The organism is Hymenobacter lapidarius (assembly GCF_001816145.1).
Classification (GTDB): Bacteria; Bacteroidota; Bacteroidia; order Cytophagales; family Hymenobacteraceae; genus Hymenobacter; species Hymenobacter lapidarius.
Window position 1 is genome coordinate 47,116 of record NZ_MDZB01000142.1, and the last position, 17,973, is coordinate 65,088.

General features: G+C 58.3%; 14 protein-coding genes. 8 read left to right on the top strand and 6 right to left on the bottom strand.

The features are described from left to right. Positions 1 to 25: 25 nt before the first annotated feature. From BEN47_RS16570 to BEN47_RS16580, 3 genes are all read left to right on the top strand, one after another. Positions 26 to 2,434: a 3-hydroxyacyl-CoA dehydrogenase/enoyl-CoA hydratase family protein gene (locus BEN47_RS16570; protein ID WP_070729847.1), complete on the top strand. Its 2,409-nt coding sequence runs from the start codon at positions 26 to 28 to the stop codon at positions 2,432 to 2,434. A gap of 84 nt (positions 2,435 to 2,518) precedes the next feature. After that, positions 2,519 to 3,706 carry an acetyl-CoA C-acyltransferase gene (locus tag BEN47_RS16575; RefSeq protein ID WP_070729849.1) on the top strand — a complete coding sequence of 396 codons (1,188 nt, stop codon included), beginning with the start codon at positions 2,519 to 2,521 and terminating at the stop codon, positions 3,704 to 3,706. Between the two features lie 252 nt (positions 3,707 to 3,958). Continuing rightward, the gene (locus BEN47_RS16580; protein WP_070729851.1) at positions 3,959 to 5,749 is read left to right on the top strand and encodes an acyl-CoA dehydrogenase FadE; all 1,791 of its coding nucleotides are present in this window, start codon (positions 3,959 to 3,961) and stop codon (positions 5,747 to 5,749) included. A 105-nt stretch (positions 5,750 to 5,854) separates the two neighbouring features. On the opposite strand, the gene BEN47_RS16585 is transcribed toward BEN47_RS16580, so the two are convergent. Continuing rightward, entirely contained in the window at positions 5,855 to 7,303 is a 1,449-nt protein-coding gene (locus BEN47_RS16585; RefSeq protein ID WP_070729853.1) for a hypothetical protein, read from the bottom strand. Positions 7,304 to 7,665: 362 nt separating this feature from the next. Here BEN47_RS16585 and BEN47_RS21090 point away from each other — a divergent pair, with 362 nt between their 5' ends. Beyond that, complete coding sequence (locus tag BEN47_RS21090; protein ID WP_125921735.1) at positions 7,666 to 7,893, top strand: hypothetical protein; 228 nt, start codon at positions 7,666 to 7,668, stop codon at positions 7,891 to 7,893. 76 nt (positions 7,894 to 7,969) lie between these two features. On the opposite strand, the gene recG is transcribed toward BEN47_RS21090, so the two are convergent. The 4 genes from recG to mutY all read right to left on the bottom strand — a co-directional run bounded on the left by recG (position 7,970) and on the right by mutY (position 12,428). Continuing rightward, a complete protein-coding gene (recG, locus tag BEN47_RS16590) occupies positions 7,970 to 10,069 on the bottom strand; it encodes an ATP-dependent DNA helicase RecG (RefSeq protein WP_070729855.1) in 2,100 nt (699 codons plus the stop codon). A gap of 10 nt (positions 10,070 to 10,079) precedes the next feature. Next, positions 10,080 to 10,670, bottom strand: coding sequence for a gliding motility lipoprotein GldD (gene gldD / locus BEN47_RS16595; protein ID WP_070729858.1), 591 nt, complete (start codon positions 10,668 to 10,670; stop codon positions 10,080 to 10,082). A gap of 140 nt (positions 10,671 to 10,810) precedes the next feature. Beyond that, positions 10,811 to 11,251 (bottom strand): single-stranded DNA-binding protein, encoded by a 441-nt coding sequence (locus BEN47_RS16600; protein WP_070729860.1) that lies wholly within the window; start codon positions 11,249 to 11,251, stop codon positions 10,811 to 10,813. Positions 11,252 to 11,390: 139 nt separating this feature from the next. Continuing rightward, the gene (gene mutY / locus BEN47_RS16605; RefSeq protein WP_239691644.1) at positions 11,391 to 12,428 is read right to left on the bottom strand and encodes an A/G-specific adenine glycosylase; all 1,038 of its coding nucleotides are present in this window, start codon (positions 12,426 to 12,428) and stop codon (positions 11,391 to 11,393) included. 233 nt (positions 12,429 to 12,661) lie between these two features. On the opposite strand from mutY, the gene BEN47_RS16610 reads away from it, so the two are divergent. From BEN47_RS16610 to BEN47_RS16620, 3 genes are all read left to right on the top strand, one after another. Then, entirely contained in the window at positions 12,662 to 12,970 is a 309-nt protein-coding gene (locus BEN47_RS16610) for an HU family DNA-binding protein (RefSeq protein WP_046244842.1), read from the top strand. 186 nt (positions 12,971 to 13,156) lie between these two features. Then, a complete protein-coding gene (locus tag BEN47_RS16615; RefSeq protein WP_083322507.1) occupies positions 13,157 to 14,119 on the top strand; it encodes a tetratricopeptide repeat protein in 963 nt (320 codons plus the stop codon). A 342-nt stretch (positions 14,120 to 14,461) separates the two neighbouring features. Then, positions 14,462 to 16,069 carry an Rne/Rng family ribonuclease gene (locus BEN47_RS16620; protein ID WP_083322508.1) on the top strand — a complete coding sequence of 536 codons (1,608 nt, stop codon included), beginning with the start codon at positions 14,462 to 14,464 and terminating at the stop codon, positions 16,067 to 16,069. An 89-nt stretch (positions 16,070 to 16,158) separates the two neighbouring features. Here the strand turns inward: BEN47_RS16620 and BEN47_RS16625 are convergent, their stop codons facing one another. Then, positions 16,159 to 16,845: a porin family protein gene (locus BEN47_RS16625; RefSeq protein ID WP_070729865.1), complete on the bottom strand. Its 687-nt coding sequence runs from the start codon at positions 16,843 to 16,845 to the stop codon at positions 16,159 to 16,161. A gap of 80 nt (positions 16,846 to 16,925) precedes the next feature. Between BEN47_RS16625 and BEN47_RS16630 the strand changes: the two genes are divergently transcribed. Next, positions 16,926 to 17,951 carry a gliding motility protein GldB-related protein gene (locus BEN47_RS16630; RefSeq protein WP_083322509.1) on the top strand — a complete coding sequence of 342 codons (1,026 nt, stop codon included), beginning with the start codon at positions 16,926 to 16,928 and terminating at the stop codon, positions 17,949 to 17,951. The last annotated feature ends 22 nt before the right edge of the window (positions 17,952 to 17,973 follow it).

Genomic DNA, 17,973 nt, shown 5'->3' on the forward strand with positions numbered 1-17,973 from the left:
GAAGTTCCGCTTCGCGCTACCTCATATGAATCGAACTATCAAGAAAGTTGCCGTGCTGGGTTCCGGCGTCATGGGCTCGCGCATTGCCTGCCACTTCGCCAACATTGGCGTGCAAGTGCTGCTGCTCGATATTGCGCCCAAAGAGCTGCTGCCCGCCGAGGAGAAAAAAGGCCTGAAACTGGACGCGCCGGCGGTGAAGAACCGCTTGGTAAACGCGGCGTTGCAGGCCGCCATTGTTTCCAATCCCTCGCCCCTCTACCGCAAGGCCGATGCCAGCCGCATCAAAACCGGCAACTTCGACGACAACCTGAAGGAGATTGGCGGCTGCGACTGGACCATTGAGGTAGTGGTGGAGCGGCTGGATATTAAACTGAGCCTGTTTGAGCGGGTGGAAAAATTCCGCAAGCCCGGCACCCTCATCACCAGCAACACCAGCGGCATCCCGATTCACTTGATGACGGAGGGCCGCTCCGACGATTTCAAGAAGCACTTTTGTGGCACGCACTTCTTCAACCCGCCGCGCTACCTGAAACTGCTCGAAATCATCCCGACGCCGGATACTGACCAATCGGTGGTTGATTTCCTGATGCACTATGGCGACTTGTTCCTGGGCAAAACCACGGTGCTGGCCAAAGACACCCCGGCGTTTATCGCCAACCGGGTGGGCGTGTTCGCCATCATGGACGTGCTGCGCATCATGCAGGAGCTGGGCCTGACGGTGGAGGAAGTGGATAAGCTCACCGGCCCCGTTATTGGCCACGCCAAGTCGGCTACATTCCGCACCTCGGACGTGGTGGGGCTCGATACGCTGATGAACGTGGCCAATGGCCTGGCCCAGGGCTTGCCCGACGACGAAGCCAAGGACGTGTTTCAGCTGCCCGAATTCCTCAAGAAAATGGGCGAGAACAAGTGGCTGGGCGATAAAACGGGTCAGGGCTTCTACAAGAAGGTGAAGGGCGAAGGCGGCAAGTCGGAAATCCAGGCGCTGGACCTGGGCACGCTGGAATACAAGCCGAGCGCCAAGGTGAAATTCGCCACGCTGGAGCTCACCAAAACCATGGATGCCCTGGCGCCGCGCTTCGCGATGCTGGTAACGGGCAAGGATAAGGCCGGTGAATTCTACCGCAAGAGCTTCGGCAGCCTGTTTGCCTACGTGTCCAACCGCGTGCCCGAAATCACCGACGCGCTGTATAAGATTGACGATGCCCTGCGCGCCGGTTTCGGCTGGGAAATGGGTCCGTTTGAAACCTGGGATGCCCTGGGCGTGCAAAAAGGCGTGGAGCTTATGACGGCCGAAGGCAAGCAGCCTGCCGCCTGGGTAACCGAAATGCTGACTGCCGGGCACACCACGTTTTACAAAGTGAACGCGGCCGGCAGCAAAGAGTACTACGACGCCGAAACCAAGAGCTATCAGCCCGTGCGCGGCGTGGAGAATTTCATCATTCTCGACAACCTGCGCGGCACCGGCAAAGTGCTGTGGAAAAACGCGGGCGCTTCCGTTATCGACCTCGGCGACGGCATCCTGAACGTGGAATTCCACTCCAAGATGAACTCGCTGGGCCAGGACGTCATCGAAGGCTTGCTGAAGGGCGTGGACATGGCCGAAGCCGGCTACCGCGGCCTGGTGATTGGCAACGACGGCGCCCAGTTCTCGGCCGGTGCCAACCTGGGCCTGGTGTACATGCAGGCGCTTGAGCAGGAGTTTGATGAGCTGAACATGATGATTGCGCAGTTCCAGAACGCCATGATGCGTATGCGCTACAGCAGCATTCCGGTGGTGGGCGCGCCGCACGGGTTGGCGCTGGGCGGCGGCTGCGAAATCAACCTGCACTGCGACCGCGTGGTGGCGGCCGCTGAAACCTACATGGGCCTCGTGGAATTTGGCGTAGGCCTGATTCCGGCCGGCGGCGGCACCAAGGAAATGACCTTGCGCACGGCGGCTAAGTACGAAGAAGGCGAGCCGGAGTTCAATATGCTGCGCAACACCTACATGACCATCAGCACGGCCAAGGTTTCAACCTCCGCCGCGGAGGCGTTTGACCTAGGCTTCATGCGCCGGGGCGACGAGATTGTGGTGAACAGCAACTGCGTGATTGCTGCTGCCAAGGCCGCCGCCCTCGATTTGGCCGATGCCGGCTACACCCAACCCGTGCCAAAGACCAACATCAAGGTGCACGGCAAAGGCGCGCTGGCCATGTTCAAAACCGGCGTGTACGCCATGCAGCAGGGCAACTACATTTCCACGCACGACCAACTCATCGCCGACAAGCTGGCTTACGTGATGTGCGGCGGCGACCTGAGCGCCCCCACAGAAGTGAGCGAGCAATACCTGCTGGATTTGGAGCGCGAAGCCTTCCTCAGCCTCTGCGGCGAGCGGAAGACACTGGAGCGAATTCAGAGCATTTTGACGACAGGTAAGCCACTACGTAACTAAAAAATATTTCGCACAGAGGTCACAGCGTTTCACAGAGAAAACTCCTTTAACGCTGTGAACTCTGTGCGAGAAATCCCCTAACTCATGTCGAACAACACTGCATATATCGTAGCCGGCTACCGCACGGCGGTGGGCAAAGCCACCCGCGGTGGTTTCCGTTTCACCCGACCCGACGACCTCGCGGCCACCGTTATCAAGCATCTGGTAGCGCAGGTTCCGGCCCTGGACCCCACGCGCATCGACGACGTAATCGTCGGCAATGCCGTGCCCGAAGCTGAGCAAGGCCTGCAAATGGGCCGCCTGATTTCGCTGCTGGCGCTGCCCATCAACGTGCCCGGCCTCATCGTGAACCGCTACTGCGGCTCCGGCGTGGAAACCATTGCCATGGCCGTGGGCAAAATCTCGGCCGGCATGGCCGATTGTATCGTCGCCGGTGGTACCGAGAGCATGAGCATGGTGCCCACTGTGGGCTGGAAAACCGTGCCTAACTACAACCTGGCCGTGAAGCACCCCGACTACTACATGGGCATGGGCCTCACCGCCGAGGCCGTGGCCAACGACTACAAAATCAGCCGCCAGGACCAGGACGAATTCTCTTACAACTCGCACCAAAAGGCCATCAAGGCCATTGAGGGCGGCAAGTTTAAGAAGCAGATTGTGCCCGTGACCGTGGAGGAAACCTACGTGGACCAGGCCACCGGCAAGAAGAAAACCCGCTCTTTCGTGGTAGATACCGACGAAGGCCCCCGCGCCGATACTTCCGTAGAAGCCCTCGCCCGGCTGCGTCCCGTGTTCGCGGCCAACGGTTCCGTGACTGCCGGCAACTCTTCCCAAACCTCCGACGGCGCCGCATTCGTGCTCGTCATGTCGGAGCGCATGGTGAAGGAGCTGAACCTGGAGCCCATTGCCCGCATGGTGAACTACGCCTCCGAAGGCGTAGACCCGCGCATCATGGGCATGGGCCCCATCAAAGCCGTGCCGAAAGTGCTGAAGCAAGCCGGCATGAAGCTCGAAGACATCGACCTATTTGAACTGAACGAGGCCTTCGCTTCGCAGTCGCTGGCCGTAATGCGCGACTTGAACATGGACCCCGAAAAAACCAACGTGAACGGCGGTGCCATTGCCCTCGGCCACCCGCTGGGCTGCTCCGGTGCCAAACTCAGCATCCAGCTGTTTGACGAGCTGCGCGAGCGCGGCAAGAAGTACGGCATGGTCACGGCCTGCGTAGGCGGTGGCCAGGGCGTCGCCGGCATCTACGAGCTGCTGAAGTAATCGGCGTTATCATGCTGAGCATAGCGAAGCATCCTTTCATTGCTGTGCTAATCGCATGGGCAGGCTAGGTTGATTGGCTGGGCTGAGTACTACAGAAAAGAAAACCCCGCTCATGTGGGGTTTTATTTCGACAAAGTAGTAGGCACGCCTAACATATTTTTTGTATCTTGCAACACAAATCGCCGGCCGACTGTTTTCCTAAATAGTAGGCGTGCCTAACACTTTTCAACCTCAAACCCCATCCCCACCGTCATGGAAGTATCGCAAAAACCGACCCTCAAAGGCGGTGAGTTCATCATCAAGCCGACCGACGCGCAGGACGTGTTCACGCCCGCCGACTTTACCGAAGAGCAGAACTACATGCACCAGACATGCCTCGACTTCGTGGCTTCCGACGTGCATCCGCTGCTGGAGCGCCTCGACAACCACGAGGAAGGCCTCATGCGCGGCCTGATGGAGAAGGCGGGTCAGCTGGGCCTGTTCGGCGTGAGTGTGCCGGAGCAGTTTGGCGGCCTGGACATGGACTTTCCTACGGCGCTGCGCGTGACCGAAGGCGTGGGCGGTGGCCACTCGTTTCCGGTGGCATTTGCGGCGCACACGGGCATTGCCCTGCTGCCCATTCTGTACTTCGGCAACGATGAGCAGAAGGCGAAGTACCTGCCCGGCCTCACCGATGGTACCCTGATGGGTGCCTACTGCCTCACCGAGCCCGGCTCCGGTTCCGACGCCCTGGGCGCCAAAACCAAGGCTGTGCTGAACGCCGAAGGCACGCACTACGCGCTGAACGGCCAGAAAATGTGGATTACGAACGCCGGCTTCGCCGATGTGTTCATCGTGTTTGCTCAGATTGACGGCGACAAGTTCACCGGCTTTATCGTGGACCGGGATACGCCCGGCCTGACGCTCGGCAACGAGGAGCACAAGATGGGCATCAAAGGCAGCAGCACCCGTCAGGTGTTCCTGGCCGATGCGCTGGTGCCGAAAGAAAATGTGCTGGGCGAAATTGGCAAAGGCCACCTCATCGCCTTCAACGTGCTCAACATTGGCCGCATTAAGCTGGCCGCCGCTTGCCTGGGCGCTACCAAAATGGCTGCCAACCTGAGCGTAAAATACGCCAACGAGCGGGTGCAGTTCAAGCTGCCCATTTCGAAGTTTGGTGCCATCCGCTACAAGCTGGCGCAGCAGGCCGTGCGGATTTATGCCGTGGAATCGGCGATTTACCGCGCTGGTTCCGACATCTACCGCATGGAGCAGCAGCTCATGTCCGAAGGCAAAGGCTCCAACGAAGCGCTGCTGGGCGCGGCCCGCGAGTTTGCCGTGGAGTGCGCCATGCTGAAAGTGGAAGGCTCAGAAGTGCTCGACTATGTGGTGGACGAAGGTGTGCAGATTTATGGCGGTTACGGCTTCTCGGCCGACTACCCCATGGACCGCGCGTACCGGGATTCGCGCATCAACCGCATTTTTGAAGGCACCAACGAAATCAACCGCCTCCTGGCCGTTGACATGATTCTAAAGAAGGGCCTGAAGGGCGAAATCGACCTGATGGGCCCCGCCCAGGCCGTGCAGCAGGAGCTATTGAGCATCCCGAGCATGAGCCAGGACGAGGAAACCGGCCTGTTCAGCAAGGAGTTCAAGACCATTGCCAACCTGAAAAAGGCCATCCTGATGGTGGCCGGCTCTGCTGTGCAGAAGTTCACCGCCACCCTGGCCAAGGAGCAGGAGCTGCTGATGAACATCGCCGACATGTCTATCAAGGTGTACATTGCCGAAAGCACGCTGTTGCGCGTGGAGAAAGAGGCTGCTGCCAAAGGCGAAGAGGCTTTGGCCGCCGAAGCCGACATCGCCCGCATCTACCTGACCGATGCCGTGGACATTGTGGAGAAGGCCGCCAAAGACGCCATCGGCAGCATGGCTGAGGGCGACGAGCAGCGTCTGTTGCTCATGGGCCTGAAGCGCTTCACTAAAACCGAGCTGCTGAACGTGAAGGAAGCCCGCCGCCGCGTGGCGGCTAAGCTGATTGAAGCCAATGAATATATCTTCTAGCCTTCTATCTGCAAAAACAAAAAAGCCGCTCCTTATTCAGGAGCGGCTTTTTTGTTGGTAGGGGTGAGTCCCAACCGAGGGCTGATGCCGCGTTATCCGCAAGGGTTATTTGACCACAATCTTCTCCAATTGCAGCGCGGCCGATTTCTTGCTGGGCCGGCTGACGCCGATGATGGTTTTTTCGCCCAGCCACGTCGTGAAGTCTTTCACATAGGCCAGCTGCTGGTCGTCGGCCACGTTCAGCTTTAGGCGTTCGGCCGGGCTCACCACGCCGGTCTGGGCATTGATGCGGCGCAGGTAGAGGTCGGACTTTTTGTTGAGGGTTTCCAGCGTGATTACCTGAACGATGTTGCCAAACACGGCGGCCCGAAACCCGATGCCGGTGTAGGCGTCCACCGCCGGTGCCTTTTGGTCTTTGGCTATGATGCTGTTCCAGGTGGGTTGGCCGTACTCATTGTAGCCAAACACGTGCAGCTCCCGCGCGTGCACCGGAGATTCGCCGCCGCCTTCTTCAAAATGTTTTTCCGCGATTACCACCAGCTGCTTTTCCGGAGTCAGCAATAGGTCGCCCAGGTAGATGTCGTCCAGGCGCTTCACGTCGAGGCCGGTGGCTTTGGCTGCCTCGGCCAGATAGGCGGGGGTGAAGCGGAACTCCGGCGAGAACTTCATGTCGCCGGACCCACTGAAGTCGTACTTCACCACTTTCAGGCTGTAGTACTCGCCGGTTTGGTAGTCGGCGCAGAGGGCAGCGGCGTAGAGGCTGCCATCGTTGAGCACGGTAAACTTCGTGTCCCGGATGGTTACGGCCCTGCCCCCGAAGGTGCCGCCCACGGGCACGCCCAATACCTTGATTTCGGTGGAGGGGCCCGCTGGGTAGCGGCGCACCGTTAGCTTCTTCATCCGGTCGCTGACCATGGTCACGTACTGCGTTCCGTCATTGGCCACGTGCACGGCGGGCGAGAAAAAGTCGCCCTGGTCGCGGAAATCGTACGCCTTTTCCTGCAGCTGCGCCAGGTTCTGGTCGAATAGCGTGGCCGCAATGCTCTTTACCTGCTGCTCCCGCGTGAAGTAGCGAAACGCCAGCAGCCGGGTGCCGTCGGGGGAAATGGACACGCCCGGGCGGCGGTCGCGGGCGGGGGCAGCCATCACCAGTTTGATGGGTTCCTTCTGGCCATTTTGAAGGTTGACCGGTACCACGCTTAGGTTCTGGCTGCTTTCGTCTTTGTGGTGCAGCACCACCCAAGCCTGCTGCGGCCCGCGCCCAAAAGCTTCAAGGCTTTCGCCGGGCCCCACGGGAATGGAGGTGCTCCATTGCTTTTTGAGGTCAGTATCATAGCGTTCTACCGCGTAGCCGCCCGCACTTTGGTGGGCCAGAATGACAAAGCCCGAACCATCGGCCAGGGCCAGGGTCTTGCGCGGTACCCGCATGTCGTAACGGTCGGGTCCCTGCTCGGGGAGGTAGTTGAAAGGGGCCGACTTTACCTTCTGTGCCATGGCAGGGGCCGCGCTGCCGGCCAGGGTCAGCAATCCAAACAGCAAGGCTTGGCGTATCATAAGATTAGGGCGTAGTTGAGACATATACAAAAAATAGGAAGCGGCTTAATGGTCCAAAAGTACCAACTGGGACGCCGTGAGCGCCACCAGCAAGAGCCGGCAAGCTAAATTGTGTGAGGCAGGCAATAAAATCGTAGCATAAGCATAACACTCCGCGCGACACTTCCGTACAGGGGAACCGTTAGAGCTTCATACACAGATAAGGATGCTATGCCAGAGGACTTAAGCTCAATACTTTTCACCTACAGTATTCGACGCTTTATCAAATAGATTCAACGAGTTTTTGACCCTTTTTAACGCCTCTCTTCACCAGCCCGCTCTCGCCTCACCTACCTTTGTATTACCCCTACATTATATAAACTATGAAATCTCTACTCAAATTTACCCTTTTAGCTGCCTTAATTATCAGTGGCAAACTCACGAAACAGACGTCTACTGCATCCGCTGCCCAGACTATTGAAACCAAAACAACTCCAAATACTTTGATGGTATTTGTGAACCAAACCACGGCGCTCGAGCCAACCAAAACCAACGACGAAAAGAGCACCAAGCAGCAGAGCAACGCCGGGCTGTTGGCTGATATGTTTTAAGAATACCAGATTAGGTTGACCCGTAACAGCCTGCTTGCAGGCTGTTTTTTTGCCCTTTCCGCTCGGCCCTGCTTGTCTAGCTAATCCTACTCCAGTTTACCGCCGTGGCTGGCAGGCTCTCAATGTGCCGGCGGATGTTGCCATTGGCAAGCTGTTCTAGGTTAGGGTCTTCCGTGAGCAGGGTCTGGGCGGCTGCCCGGCTTTCGCTCAGAATGCGGCCGTCCTTGGCCAAGTCGGCAATGAGTAGGTCAAGCACGCCGCTTTGCTGGGTGCCCATGAGGTCGCCGGGGCCGCGCAGCTTCAGGTCGATGTCGGCAATTTCAAAGCCGTTGTTGGTCCGCACCATGGTTTCGAGGCGGGTGCGGGCGTCCTTACTCAGCTTGAAGCCCGTCATCAGAATGCAGTAGCTTTGGTCGGCGCCCCGGCCCACGCGGCCCCGCAGCTGGTGAAGCTGCGACAGCCCAAACCGCTCCGCCGATTCTATCACCATCACGGAAGCGTTGGGTACGTTCACGCCCACCTCAATCACGGTAGTGGCCACCATTATCTGGGTTTCCCGGTTGATGAAGCGCTGCATTTCGAAGTCCTTCTCTTCGGCCTTCATGCGCCCGTGCACAATGCTGATTTGGAACTCCGGAAAGGCCCTACTCACGCTCTCGTAGCCATCGGTCAGGTCCTTGTAGTCCATCGTTTCCGATTCCTCAATCAGCGGGTACACGATGTATACCTGCCGCCCGATTTTCACCTGGTCGCGGATAAACTCAAATACTTTCAGGCGGTTGGTGTCGAAGCGGTGCACCGTCACAATGGGTTTGCGGCCGGCGGGCAGCTCGTCAATCACGCTCACGTCGAGGTCGCCGTACAGCGTCATGGCCAGCGTGCGGGGGATGGGCGTGGCCGTCATCACCAGCACGTGTGGGATGATATGCGGGTTTTTCTGCCATAGCTTGGAGCGTTGCGCCACGCCAAAGCGGTGCTGCTCGTCCATGATGGTCAGGCCCAGGTTGCGGAACTGCACCACGTCTTCGAGCAGGGCGTGGGTGCCCACCAGCATGTGCATAGTGCCATTGCGCAGGGCCTCGTGCAGTACGCGCCGCTGGGCGGTGCGGGTGCTGCCCGTGAGCTTCCCAATGCTGATGCCCAGCGCATCGGCATATACTTTCAAACCGGTGTAGTGCTGGTCGGCCAGAATCTCCGTGGGCGCCATGATGCAGCTTTGCGCGCCGTTGTCGGCGGCCATGAGCATGGCGATGAAGGCCACAATGGTTTTGCCCGAGCCCACGTCGCCCTGTAGCAGGCGGTTCATCTGCTGGCCGGTGCAAAAATCCTTGTAGATGTCGTGAATAACGCGCTTCTGCGCGCCGGTGAGGTCAAATGTGAGGTGGTTTTTATAAAAATCCACCAGCGTGGGCACTTGGCTGAAAATCTGACCTGCCAGGGTCACCTTGCGCTGGTCGCGCTGCCGCAGCAGCTTGAGCTGCACGTAGAACAGCTCCTCAAACTTCAGCCGGAACTGGGCCGCGGCCAGCAGCTCCGGGCTTTGCGGGAAGTGAATCTGCTGCAGGGCCTGGGGCTTGCTCATCAGGGCGTACTGCTCAATCAGGGCGGGCGAGAGCGACTCCACCACGTGCGACTGCGCCAGCTTCAGCAGCTCGGCCACCATCCGCATAATGGCCTTGCTATCGATGCGGTGGTAGTTCTTGAGCTTTTCCGAGGTGTTGTACACCGGCTGCAGAAAACTCTGGCCGGGCTTGGCTTCGGTCACTTCTTCCAGTTCCGGGTGGGCCATCTGCGGCCGCCCGTTAAACATCGTCGGCTTGCCGAAAACGATGTATTCCTGGTTGTTTTTTGTGTACTGCTGCACCCACTTCACGCCCTTGAACCAGACCAGTTCCAGCTCGCCGGTACCATCGCCCACTTTGGCCGTCAGGCGCTGCTTGGGGCCCTCACCAATCAGCTCCTTGTTGCGCAGCATGCCCTTTACCTGCACGTACGGCAGGTCGTCATGCAGGTCGGCCACCTGGTACACCTGCGTCCGGTCGAGGTACCGGAAGGGGTAGCGCTGAATTAAGTCGCCGTAGGTGAACAAGCCCAGTTCCTTGCCCAGCAACTGAGCGCGCTGGGTGCTGCCCACCGTGCGCAGAAATTCAAGCCGGGTGTTGAAGAAGTTGCTCATTCTTCGCTCCCTATTTGTATTTCAAGGTATTGAGCATGCGTATCATGTCCTCCTTTACATACTCAATCACGGGCGCCAACGAGTCATTGGCCGTTGCCGTCCGGAAGTACAGCGCGCCGCGCAGGAAGTGCTTGGTGCTGTCCGTAGTGTAAAACTGAAACTGGCTTGGCACCTCACCCTGCAGCTCAAACACCGAAGCCCGGATGCCGCTGGGCGACTTTAGAATACGCTCGTCGATGGCCGTGGCTTTGATTTCGTGTTTGCCGGTGAGCTTGCGCGCATCCTCCATCATCTTATTATAGAGGCGCTTGTCGCGCTGCACGTCCATGTAGGTAATCTGCACGTTGGCGTTCAGCTTGGGGTAGTACACGTTCAGCCAATGGGGCTGGGCCATGTACGACGAGTCCCGCTTTATCACGGCTTCCTGGGAGTACTCAAAAGAATACGGGTGGTTGCCGGGCAGCAACTGGTAGCGGTGCGGCGGCAGGTCGATGCGGTTGTAACCCTTGGGCTTGGGCGTGAAGTCCGGCGCTGAGGAGCAGCCCGCCAGCACCGTGAGCGCAACCACAACCAGCGCAATTTTTTTCAGGAATACTTTCACAGAATTTTTACTAAGAATGCGCCGCCGGCCTTGCGGCGAGCGGGTCAGGCTTCAAAGGTAACCGTTGGGTTGTGCCGGTCGCAACGAAAAGAGCCCCGGACTAGTGCCGGGGCTCTTCTTAAAATACGTCAGGGGAGCAGCTAAAAGGGCAGTTGGTCCAACTCCGGCTCCTGCCGGAAGGTTTGCTGCGGCTCGGCCACTGCCTGGCCGTTGGCATCGGTTGCCACGGCACCGATACCAGAACCCTGCGGCCGGCCGCCCAGCATCGAAATTTCATCGGCGATGATTTCCGTGATGTAGCGGGTCTGCTGGTCCTTGTCCTGGTACTGGCGGGTGCGCAGCTTGCCCTCGATGTAGACTTGCTGGCCCTTTTTCAGGAATTTATCAGCCATGTCGGCCAAGCCGCGCCACGCCGAGATGTTGTGCCACTCGGTGCGCTCCACGCGGGTTCCTTGTTTGTCTTTGTAATACTCATTGGTAGCGAGAGTGAAATGAGCCACGCTCACACCGCCTTCCAAATGCCGCACCTCTGGGTCTTTGCCCAAGTTGCCCACCAATATTACTTTGTTTACTCCGGCCATATTACTGCACGTTAGGAAATACAAAATCAAAAGAGCCACTCGGCTTTTCTTGTCTCAAAGATAAGTATTTAAATCCGCTAAAATAAACATTTTACTAAAATAAAAAGCACAAAAAGCTAATATGGGTGGGAATGCTACGTCAGATATTCTGGCTGCAATAATTTGCAATGAGCTTGGGCTTGGGCAAGGCCTCAATCTCATCGGCAGAGTAGGCGCGCAACCCCAAGTCCCGCAACGTGGCCTCTGGGAGCGGCGCCGACAGTGCCAGCGGATGGAAGCGGGCTTCCAGCTTCTGGTGGCTGAGCACGTGCCGGTAGGCCGAAGTGGGTTCGGCCGCCTGGCTGGTATCCAGGCGCGCCCCCAGCGCGTCCAAGTGGCGCAGGAGCTCGGCGGGTGGCAGCTCCGGAACCGTGGTTTCGGCCAGGGCGAAGTCGTAGAGTCCCTGCCAGATGTCTTTCTCCCGGCGCTCACGCAGGTAGGTGCGCTCGCCGTGGCGCAGCACAAAGTAGTGGAAGTAGCGGGTGCGCGAGGCTTTGGCCTTGCTTTTCACCGGCAGCAGGGCCACCTGCCCGTGCTGGAACGCCCAGCACTGGCTCTGCAAGGGGCAAAACAGGCAATCGGGCTTGAGGGGCGTGCACTGCAGGGCCCCAAACTCCATAATGGCCTGGTTGAAATCGGCCGGCGTGCTGGCCGGAATGTGCTGGTCGGCCAGAGCCTGAAATTCCTTGCGCGAACTGGGCGCCGCAATGTCCGAATGCAACCCGAAAATGCGGGCCAGCACGCGGTACACGTTGCCATCGAGCACGGCCACGGCCTCATCAAAGGCAAAAGAGGCAATGGCTGCCGCCGTGTAGGGCCCCACGCCCCGCAGCTGGAGCAGGCCCGCGTAGGTACCGGGGAACTGGCCCCCGAACTCGCATACCACCTGCTGGGCGGTGTGGTGCATGTTGCGGGCCCGGGAGTAGTACCCCAGGCCCTGCCAGTAGCGGAGCACTTCGGCCTCGGGCGCGGCGGCCAGGTGCTGCACCGTTGGGTAGGCCGCCAGGAAGGTTTCGTAGTAAGGGAGGCCCTGCGCCACGCGCGTCTGCTGCAGAATTACCTCCGATAGCCAGATGGCGTAGGGGTCGCGGGTGTGGCGCCACGGCAGGTCGCGATGGTGGCGCGGATACCAAGCCAAAAGCGCAGCCGCCAGAAAGGAAGGCCGGGGAGTTGTAGCGGTCAAAATTTTGAAAGCGAATAATTTGGCTCCAGACCTTGTTTCGTAGTCTGGGTTGGTAAAACAAAAAAAGAGGGCTACCTTTGTGGCCCCAATTCAAGGGCGAACCGCCTACCGGGCAAGGGCTTACGCTGGAATTTGGGATTTTTTTGCCTAGAAAAGTATTTTTTTAACCACATAAGGAACATACCAACGTGACTAAAGCTGAGGTAATCGCCGAAATCTCTACGAAGACCGGCATCGAGAAAGCAGACGTATTGATGACTGTTGAAGCATTCTTCAAAGTCGTGAAAGATTCAATGACGGAAGGCAATAACATTTATGTGCGCGGCTTCGGCTCGTTCGTAAACAAGAAGCGCGCCCGTAAAGTAGCCCGCAACATCTCGAAAAACACGTCGCTCATCATCGAGGAGCACTATATCCCGAGCTTTAAGCCGTCGAAAACCTTCGTGGCTAAAATCAAGAACAGCAAGAAGGTGAAAGCCGTTGCGGCCAAAGCCTAAATTATCCGCAGTAGTCGAAAACGAGTGTCAGCAGTTCCTTACTGAACACTTAGGCGGGTTTCCACTGTTACGCAATCGGGTAACCGACCGGTAGCCCAGTCTTCGACTATCAGATAATGAATTACCGGCCGCGCCGCCGGTGTCTTTTCCGCGAGGGAAAGCCCGGCGGCCGGCTTTTTTCAGCCCATGGCCACTACTAGCACTGCTTCCCATCAATTGGTTGTCCTCGCCGCCGCACTCGCGCTGGTCGGGGGCTTGTACGTGCTGCCCAAAGGCATTCTAAAGCCCAAAGAAAGCCGTTCGGAGCTGAATAGTGATGCCGCCAAAACCGCTAATCGGGACGGTGGTGGTTCTAAAACCAACGGCTCCAAAACCGAGGCTTCCTCGGGACCGGTGCCGGCTACGGCTATTGACAACGGCGGTGCTCACTCCGATGACGACGGGCACGACCACGGCCCCTCGGAGCCGGCTGCTGCCCCGCACACCACGGCCACTGCTGCCCAACGGCAGGAGCTAACGCGGTTGCTGGCGCAGTACAAGGCCGCGCCCGATGCCGCTGCTCGTGGCGAGGTGGCCACCACCCTGGCCCGCCGCTACGAAAGCGTGGAGCGGTTCGACAGCGCTGGCTATTACCTGGAACGCAACGCTTTGGCCCGGCCCACTGCCCAAAATTGGCAGCGGGCAGCCGATGCTTACTTCCAGGCGTTTAGCTTTGCGGCGTCGGACGAGCGGGTGAAGCTGCTGGGTGGTAAAGCCCGGGAGCTTTACGCAAAGGTGCTGAAAGAAGAGCCCGGTAACCTCGACGCAAAAACCAACCTCGGCATGGCCTACATGGCTTCCGAGAACCCCGTGCAGGGAGTAACCATTCTGCGCGAAGTGCTTGAAGCGGACCCTCGCAACGAGAAGGCCCTGTACAACATGGGCATTCTGGCGGTGCAAAGCGACCAGTACGACAAAGCCGTGAAGCGTTTCCAGGATTTGGTGAAAGTCAATCCGAAGAACGTGAACGGGCAGTTTTACCTTGGCGTGACCCTGGCCCGTACCGGTGCCAAGGAAGCAGCCAGGGCGGCGTTCCTCACCGCCAAAAGCCTCAGTGCCGACCCGGCCCTGGCCGCTTCGGTAGACGAGGAAATTGCCAAATTGAAATAGCTACAACCCATTCAAACACCAACTTAACCCCCAAGCATCATGCCCTGCGGTAAAAAAAGAAAGCGTCATAAAATTGCCACCCACAAGCGCAAGAAGCGCCTGCGCAAGAACCGCCACAAGAAGAAGTAAGCCTCACGGGGCGTAGCGGCGGCCGGCAGTTTTCCTAACGGGAAGGGAGCCAGCTGCCTATCTCTCACGTAGCCTCCTGGGTGTGGCCGCGTTGGGTGCTTTTCCCGTGGCTCGCGAGGGAAGCCAGAACCTATTGGTTCTGGCTTCCCTTTGCCGGTTTCGGGGTAGTGCTGCGGCAATTTCTGGAGGGGCTACCTTAACTAAACCAACGCTTTGAGTAATGAATTAGTCATTAATTCTACTCAGGAAGGCGAGCGGATTGCGTTGTTGCAAGACAAGCGGTTGATAGAATACCACTTCGACCGCAACGACACCAACTACTCAGTAGGCGACATCTTCCTGGGCACCGTGAAAAAGGTGATGCCCGGCCTGAATGCAGCTTTCGTAGACATTGGCTACGAAAAAGACGCGTTTCTGCACTACGGCGACCTCGGCGAACAATACAACTCCTTTACGAAGTGGGTACGGACGGTTCAAAGTGGCCGGGCGGCAGCGGCCGGATTGGAAAAATTCACGTTTGAGCCTCCGCTTGAAAAAGTGGGCAAGGCGGAGACCGTGTTTAAAAAAGGCCAGCAGCTCGTTGTTCAAATAATAAAGGAGCCGATTTCGACCAAAGGCCCCCGCGTAAGCACCGACATTTCGATGGCCGGGCGCTACCTCGTGTTGATGCCGTTCTCGAACACCATCAGCGTCAGCAAAAAAATTGTGAGCAAGGGGGAGCGTGACCGCCTCAAGCGGCTCATTGCCAGCATCAAGCCGCTCAACTTTGGCGTCATCATCCGCACCGTGGCGGAAGGGCGGGAAGTGGCCGAACTGGACAAGGACATGCAGGATATGGTGGCCAAGTGGGAGCAGCTCTACAGCACGCTTCGCACGGCCAAGCCCAACGACAAGGTGCTGGGCGAATTGGGCCGGACGTCGTCGATGCTCCGCGATATGCTGAACGAGTCGTTCGACAGCATCATGGTGGACGCCCCGACGATGTACGACGAGATGCGCGATTACCTCCAGAAAATCGCGCCCGACAAGCTGGGCTTGCTGAAGCTGCACAATTCGAAAATTAAGATTTTCGAGCAGACGGGCATTGAAAAACAGCTCAAAACACTGTTTGGCAAGACCGTGACCGTGCCCGGCGGCGGCTACCTCGTTATCGAGCACACCGAAGCCCTGCATGTGATTGACGTGAACTCGGGCAGCAAAAGCAACCAGGAGAATGACCAAGAGGCCACGGCCCTTATGATTAACCTGCTGGCTGCGAAGGAAGTAGCCCGGCAGCTCCGGCTGCGCGACATGGGCGGCATCATCGTTATCGACTTCATCGACATGCGCTCGGCGGAGAGCCGCAAAAAGGTGGAGGATACGGTGCGCGACGTGATGAAGCTCGACAAGGCAAAGTACACGGTGCTGCCTATTACCAAGTTCGGGCTGATGCAAATCACCCGGCAACGGGTGCGGCCCGCCGAGAACATCGTGACCGGCGAATTGTGCCCAACCTGCGGCGGTACCGGCAAGATATCGGCGTCCATTCAGGTTACGGACGATATCGACAACAGCATCGATGACCTGCTGGTGAACCAGAACCAGTCGGGCATTACGCTGTCGGTGCACCCGTTCTTGTATGCGTATTACACCAAAGGTCTGATTTCGCGCCAGATGAAGTGGTACCTCAAGTACTACAAATGGGTGAAAGTGGTGAATGACAGCAGCCTGGGCCTGACCGACTACCGCATTGAAGACGAGCGGGGCGAAGAAATTCAGCTGCGTTCTTCGGCGGCGGCCATGAGCCGTCTGCAGGACCGCGAAGTTGAGATTGTCGACTAGCAGTTTGTGAGAAATACAAAGGCCCCGCCGTTTGCAATGCTGCAAACGGCGGGGCTTTGTAATACCCGATATGCAGGCAGTCTTATTGCTTAAAATTTGATGCCCAAATCCAGAGCCACGGAGCTGTTTTTGATGGTGATGTCTTTGAAGTCGCGCGTTTTTTCAAAGTAGCGGTCAATGTCGACTAGGCCCCGGTTGTAGCTGATGCCGCCGAAAACCTTGGTGCTCTTCGCTAGTTGAAATTCAACCCCAATAGCTGCCAGGGCGTCAGCATCGAAGAACAAAACATGGTCGCTGGCTTTTGTTTCTTTGCCGTCGGCCGGGTCAGTGTAAAACTTGCTGCTGTTGATGCGGGTACCGATGGGCACGTTCAGTGAGCCGCCCACTTGGAAGTAAAGCCGCGTGTCGGGCGCAATCTCATTGGTGAAAAGCTTTACCGTGAGCGGCGCTTGCAAATACTGCATATTGAATTTTTGCGTCTCAGTGAAGGGCTGGCCCGTAACGCCACCCGAAACATCCCGGTAGCTGATGGTGCCGCCTTTGCCTGCCAACAGCAAGCCTGTACTGAAAGCGTAGTTTTCGCCAAAAAAGTAATCAACCACCAGGCCGCCGCCGAAGCCAAACTGGCTGCCATCGCTTTTAAAAGCTCTGTCGCTGGGCGACTCGGCCCGGAGGCTGTTGATGGAGGGCGATATTTTCAGGCCGATTTCGATTTGGGCGGAGGCCGTGGTGACGGAAGCTGCGAGGACCAGCAGGGCAAGGAATATTTTTTTCATAGCAAGCAAATTAACGCGTCGCACCCGGTAACCACCGGCGGGCAACGGGTTTTGGCTAATTTTACCCCAAAGTAACGCGTGTGAATAAGAATAATTTCGCCTGGCGGCGCTGGCTGCCCTTGTTTTTTGGCTTGAGCCTGGGTTTGGAGGCGTGTAAGAGCGGCCCCGCCGAGGGCTGCCGCACCGATGCGGCGGCCGATGCCCCGGCCGTGCCCGTGCAATTGCAGCGGCTGGAGCGTGCCTTTTTTGGCATTAAAACGCCCGCCGATGCGCAGCGGTTCATGGACGCGCACCCGGCGTTTGCTCGGTACTACCTGCAGCGCCAGCCGGCCAATGAAAAAGAGCTGGCGGCGGGCCTGCCCCAGCTGGCCACCAACGCGGCGCTCCAGCAGCTGGGCCGCGAAACGGCGGCGGCTTTTCCCGACAGTGCGGCCCTGCGGCAGGACCTGGGCGAGATGTTCCGGCGGGTGCACCACTACTTTCCCGATTTCAATGCGCCACCCGCCGTTACCTACGTGAGTGGGTTTCTGAGCAAGGACATTTATGTGAACGACAGCCTGCTGGTGATGAGCCTGGACTGGTTTGCGGGCCCCAAAGCCAGCAAGCGCCCGGATTTGCCGCAGTACATGCTGCGCCGCTACACCCCGGCCGGGCTCCTACCGATGCTGGCCCAGAACGTGTCGAGCAAGTACAACCGCCACGAGCTTACGGCCAACACCATGCTCGACGCCATGGTACACGCGGGCAAGTCGTTGTATTTCGCCAGCCTGATGCTGCCTTGCACCCCCGATTCGCTGCTGCTGGGCTACACCAGCCGCGAAATGGTAGGCCTGGAAGCCAACGAGCCGCGGGTGTGGGGCCACTTTTTGGAAAATAAATTGCTGTATTCCACCACGCCTTTTCTGGTGCAGAAGTACGTGGGCGAGCGGCCCAACGTGCCCGAAATCGACAAGACGTGTCCCGGCCGGGTGGGCCAGTGGGTGGGCCTGCAGATTGTGCGCAAGTACGTGGCCTCGCACCCCGAGGTGAGCCTGGGCCGCCTGATGGCCGAAAAAAATGCGCAGCGCCTGTTGAACGACTCGCACTACCGGCCCCAAAGGCAGTGAACAGTTATCAGTGAACAGTGAG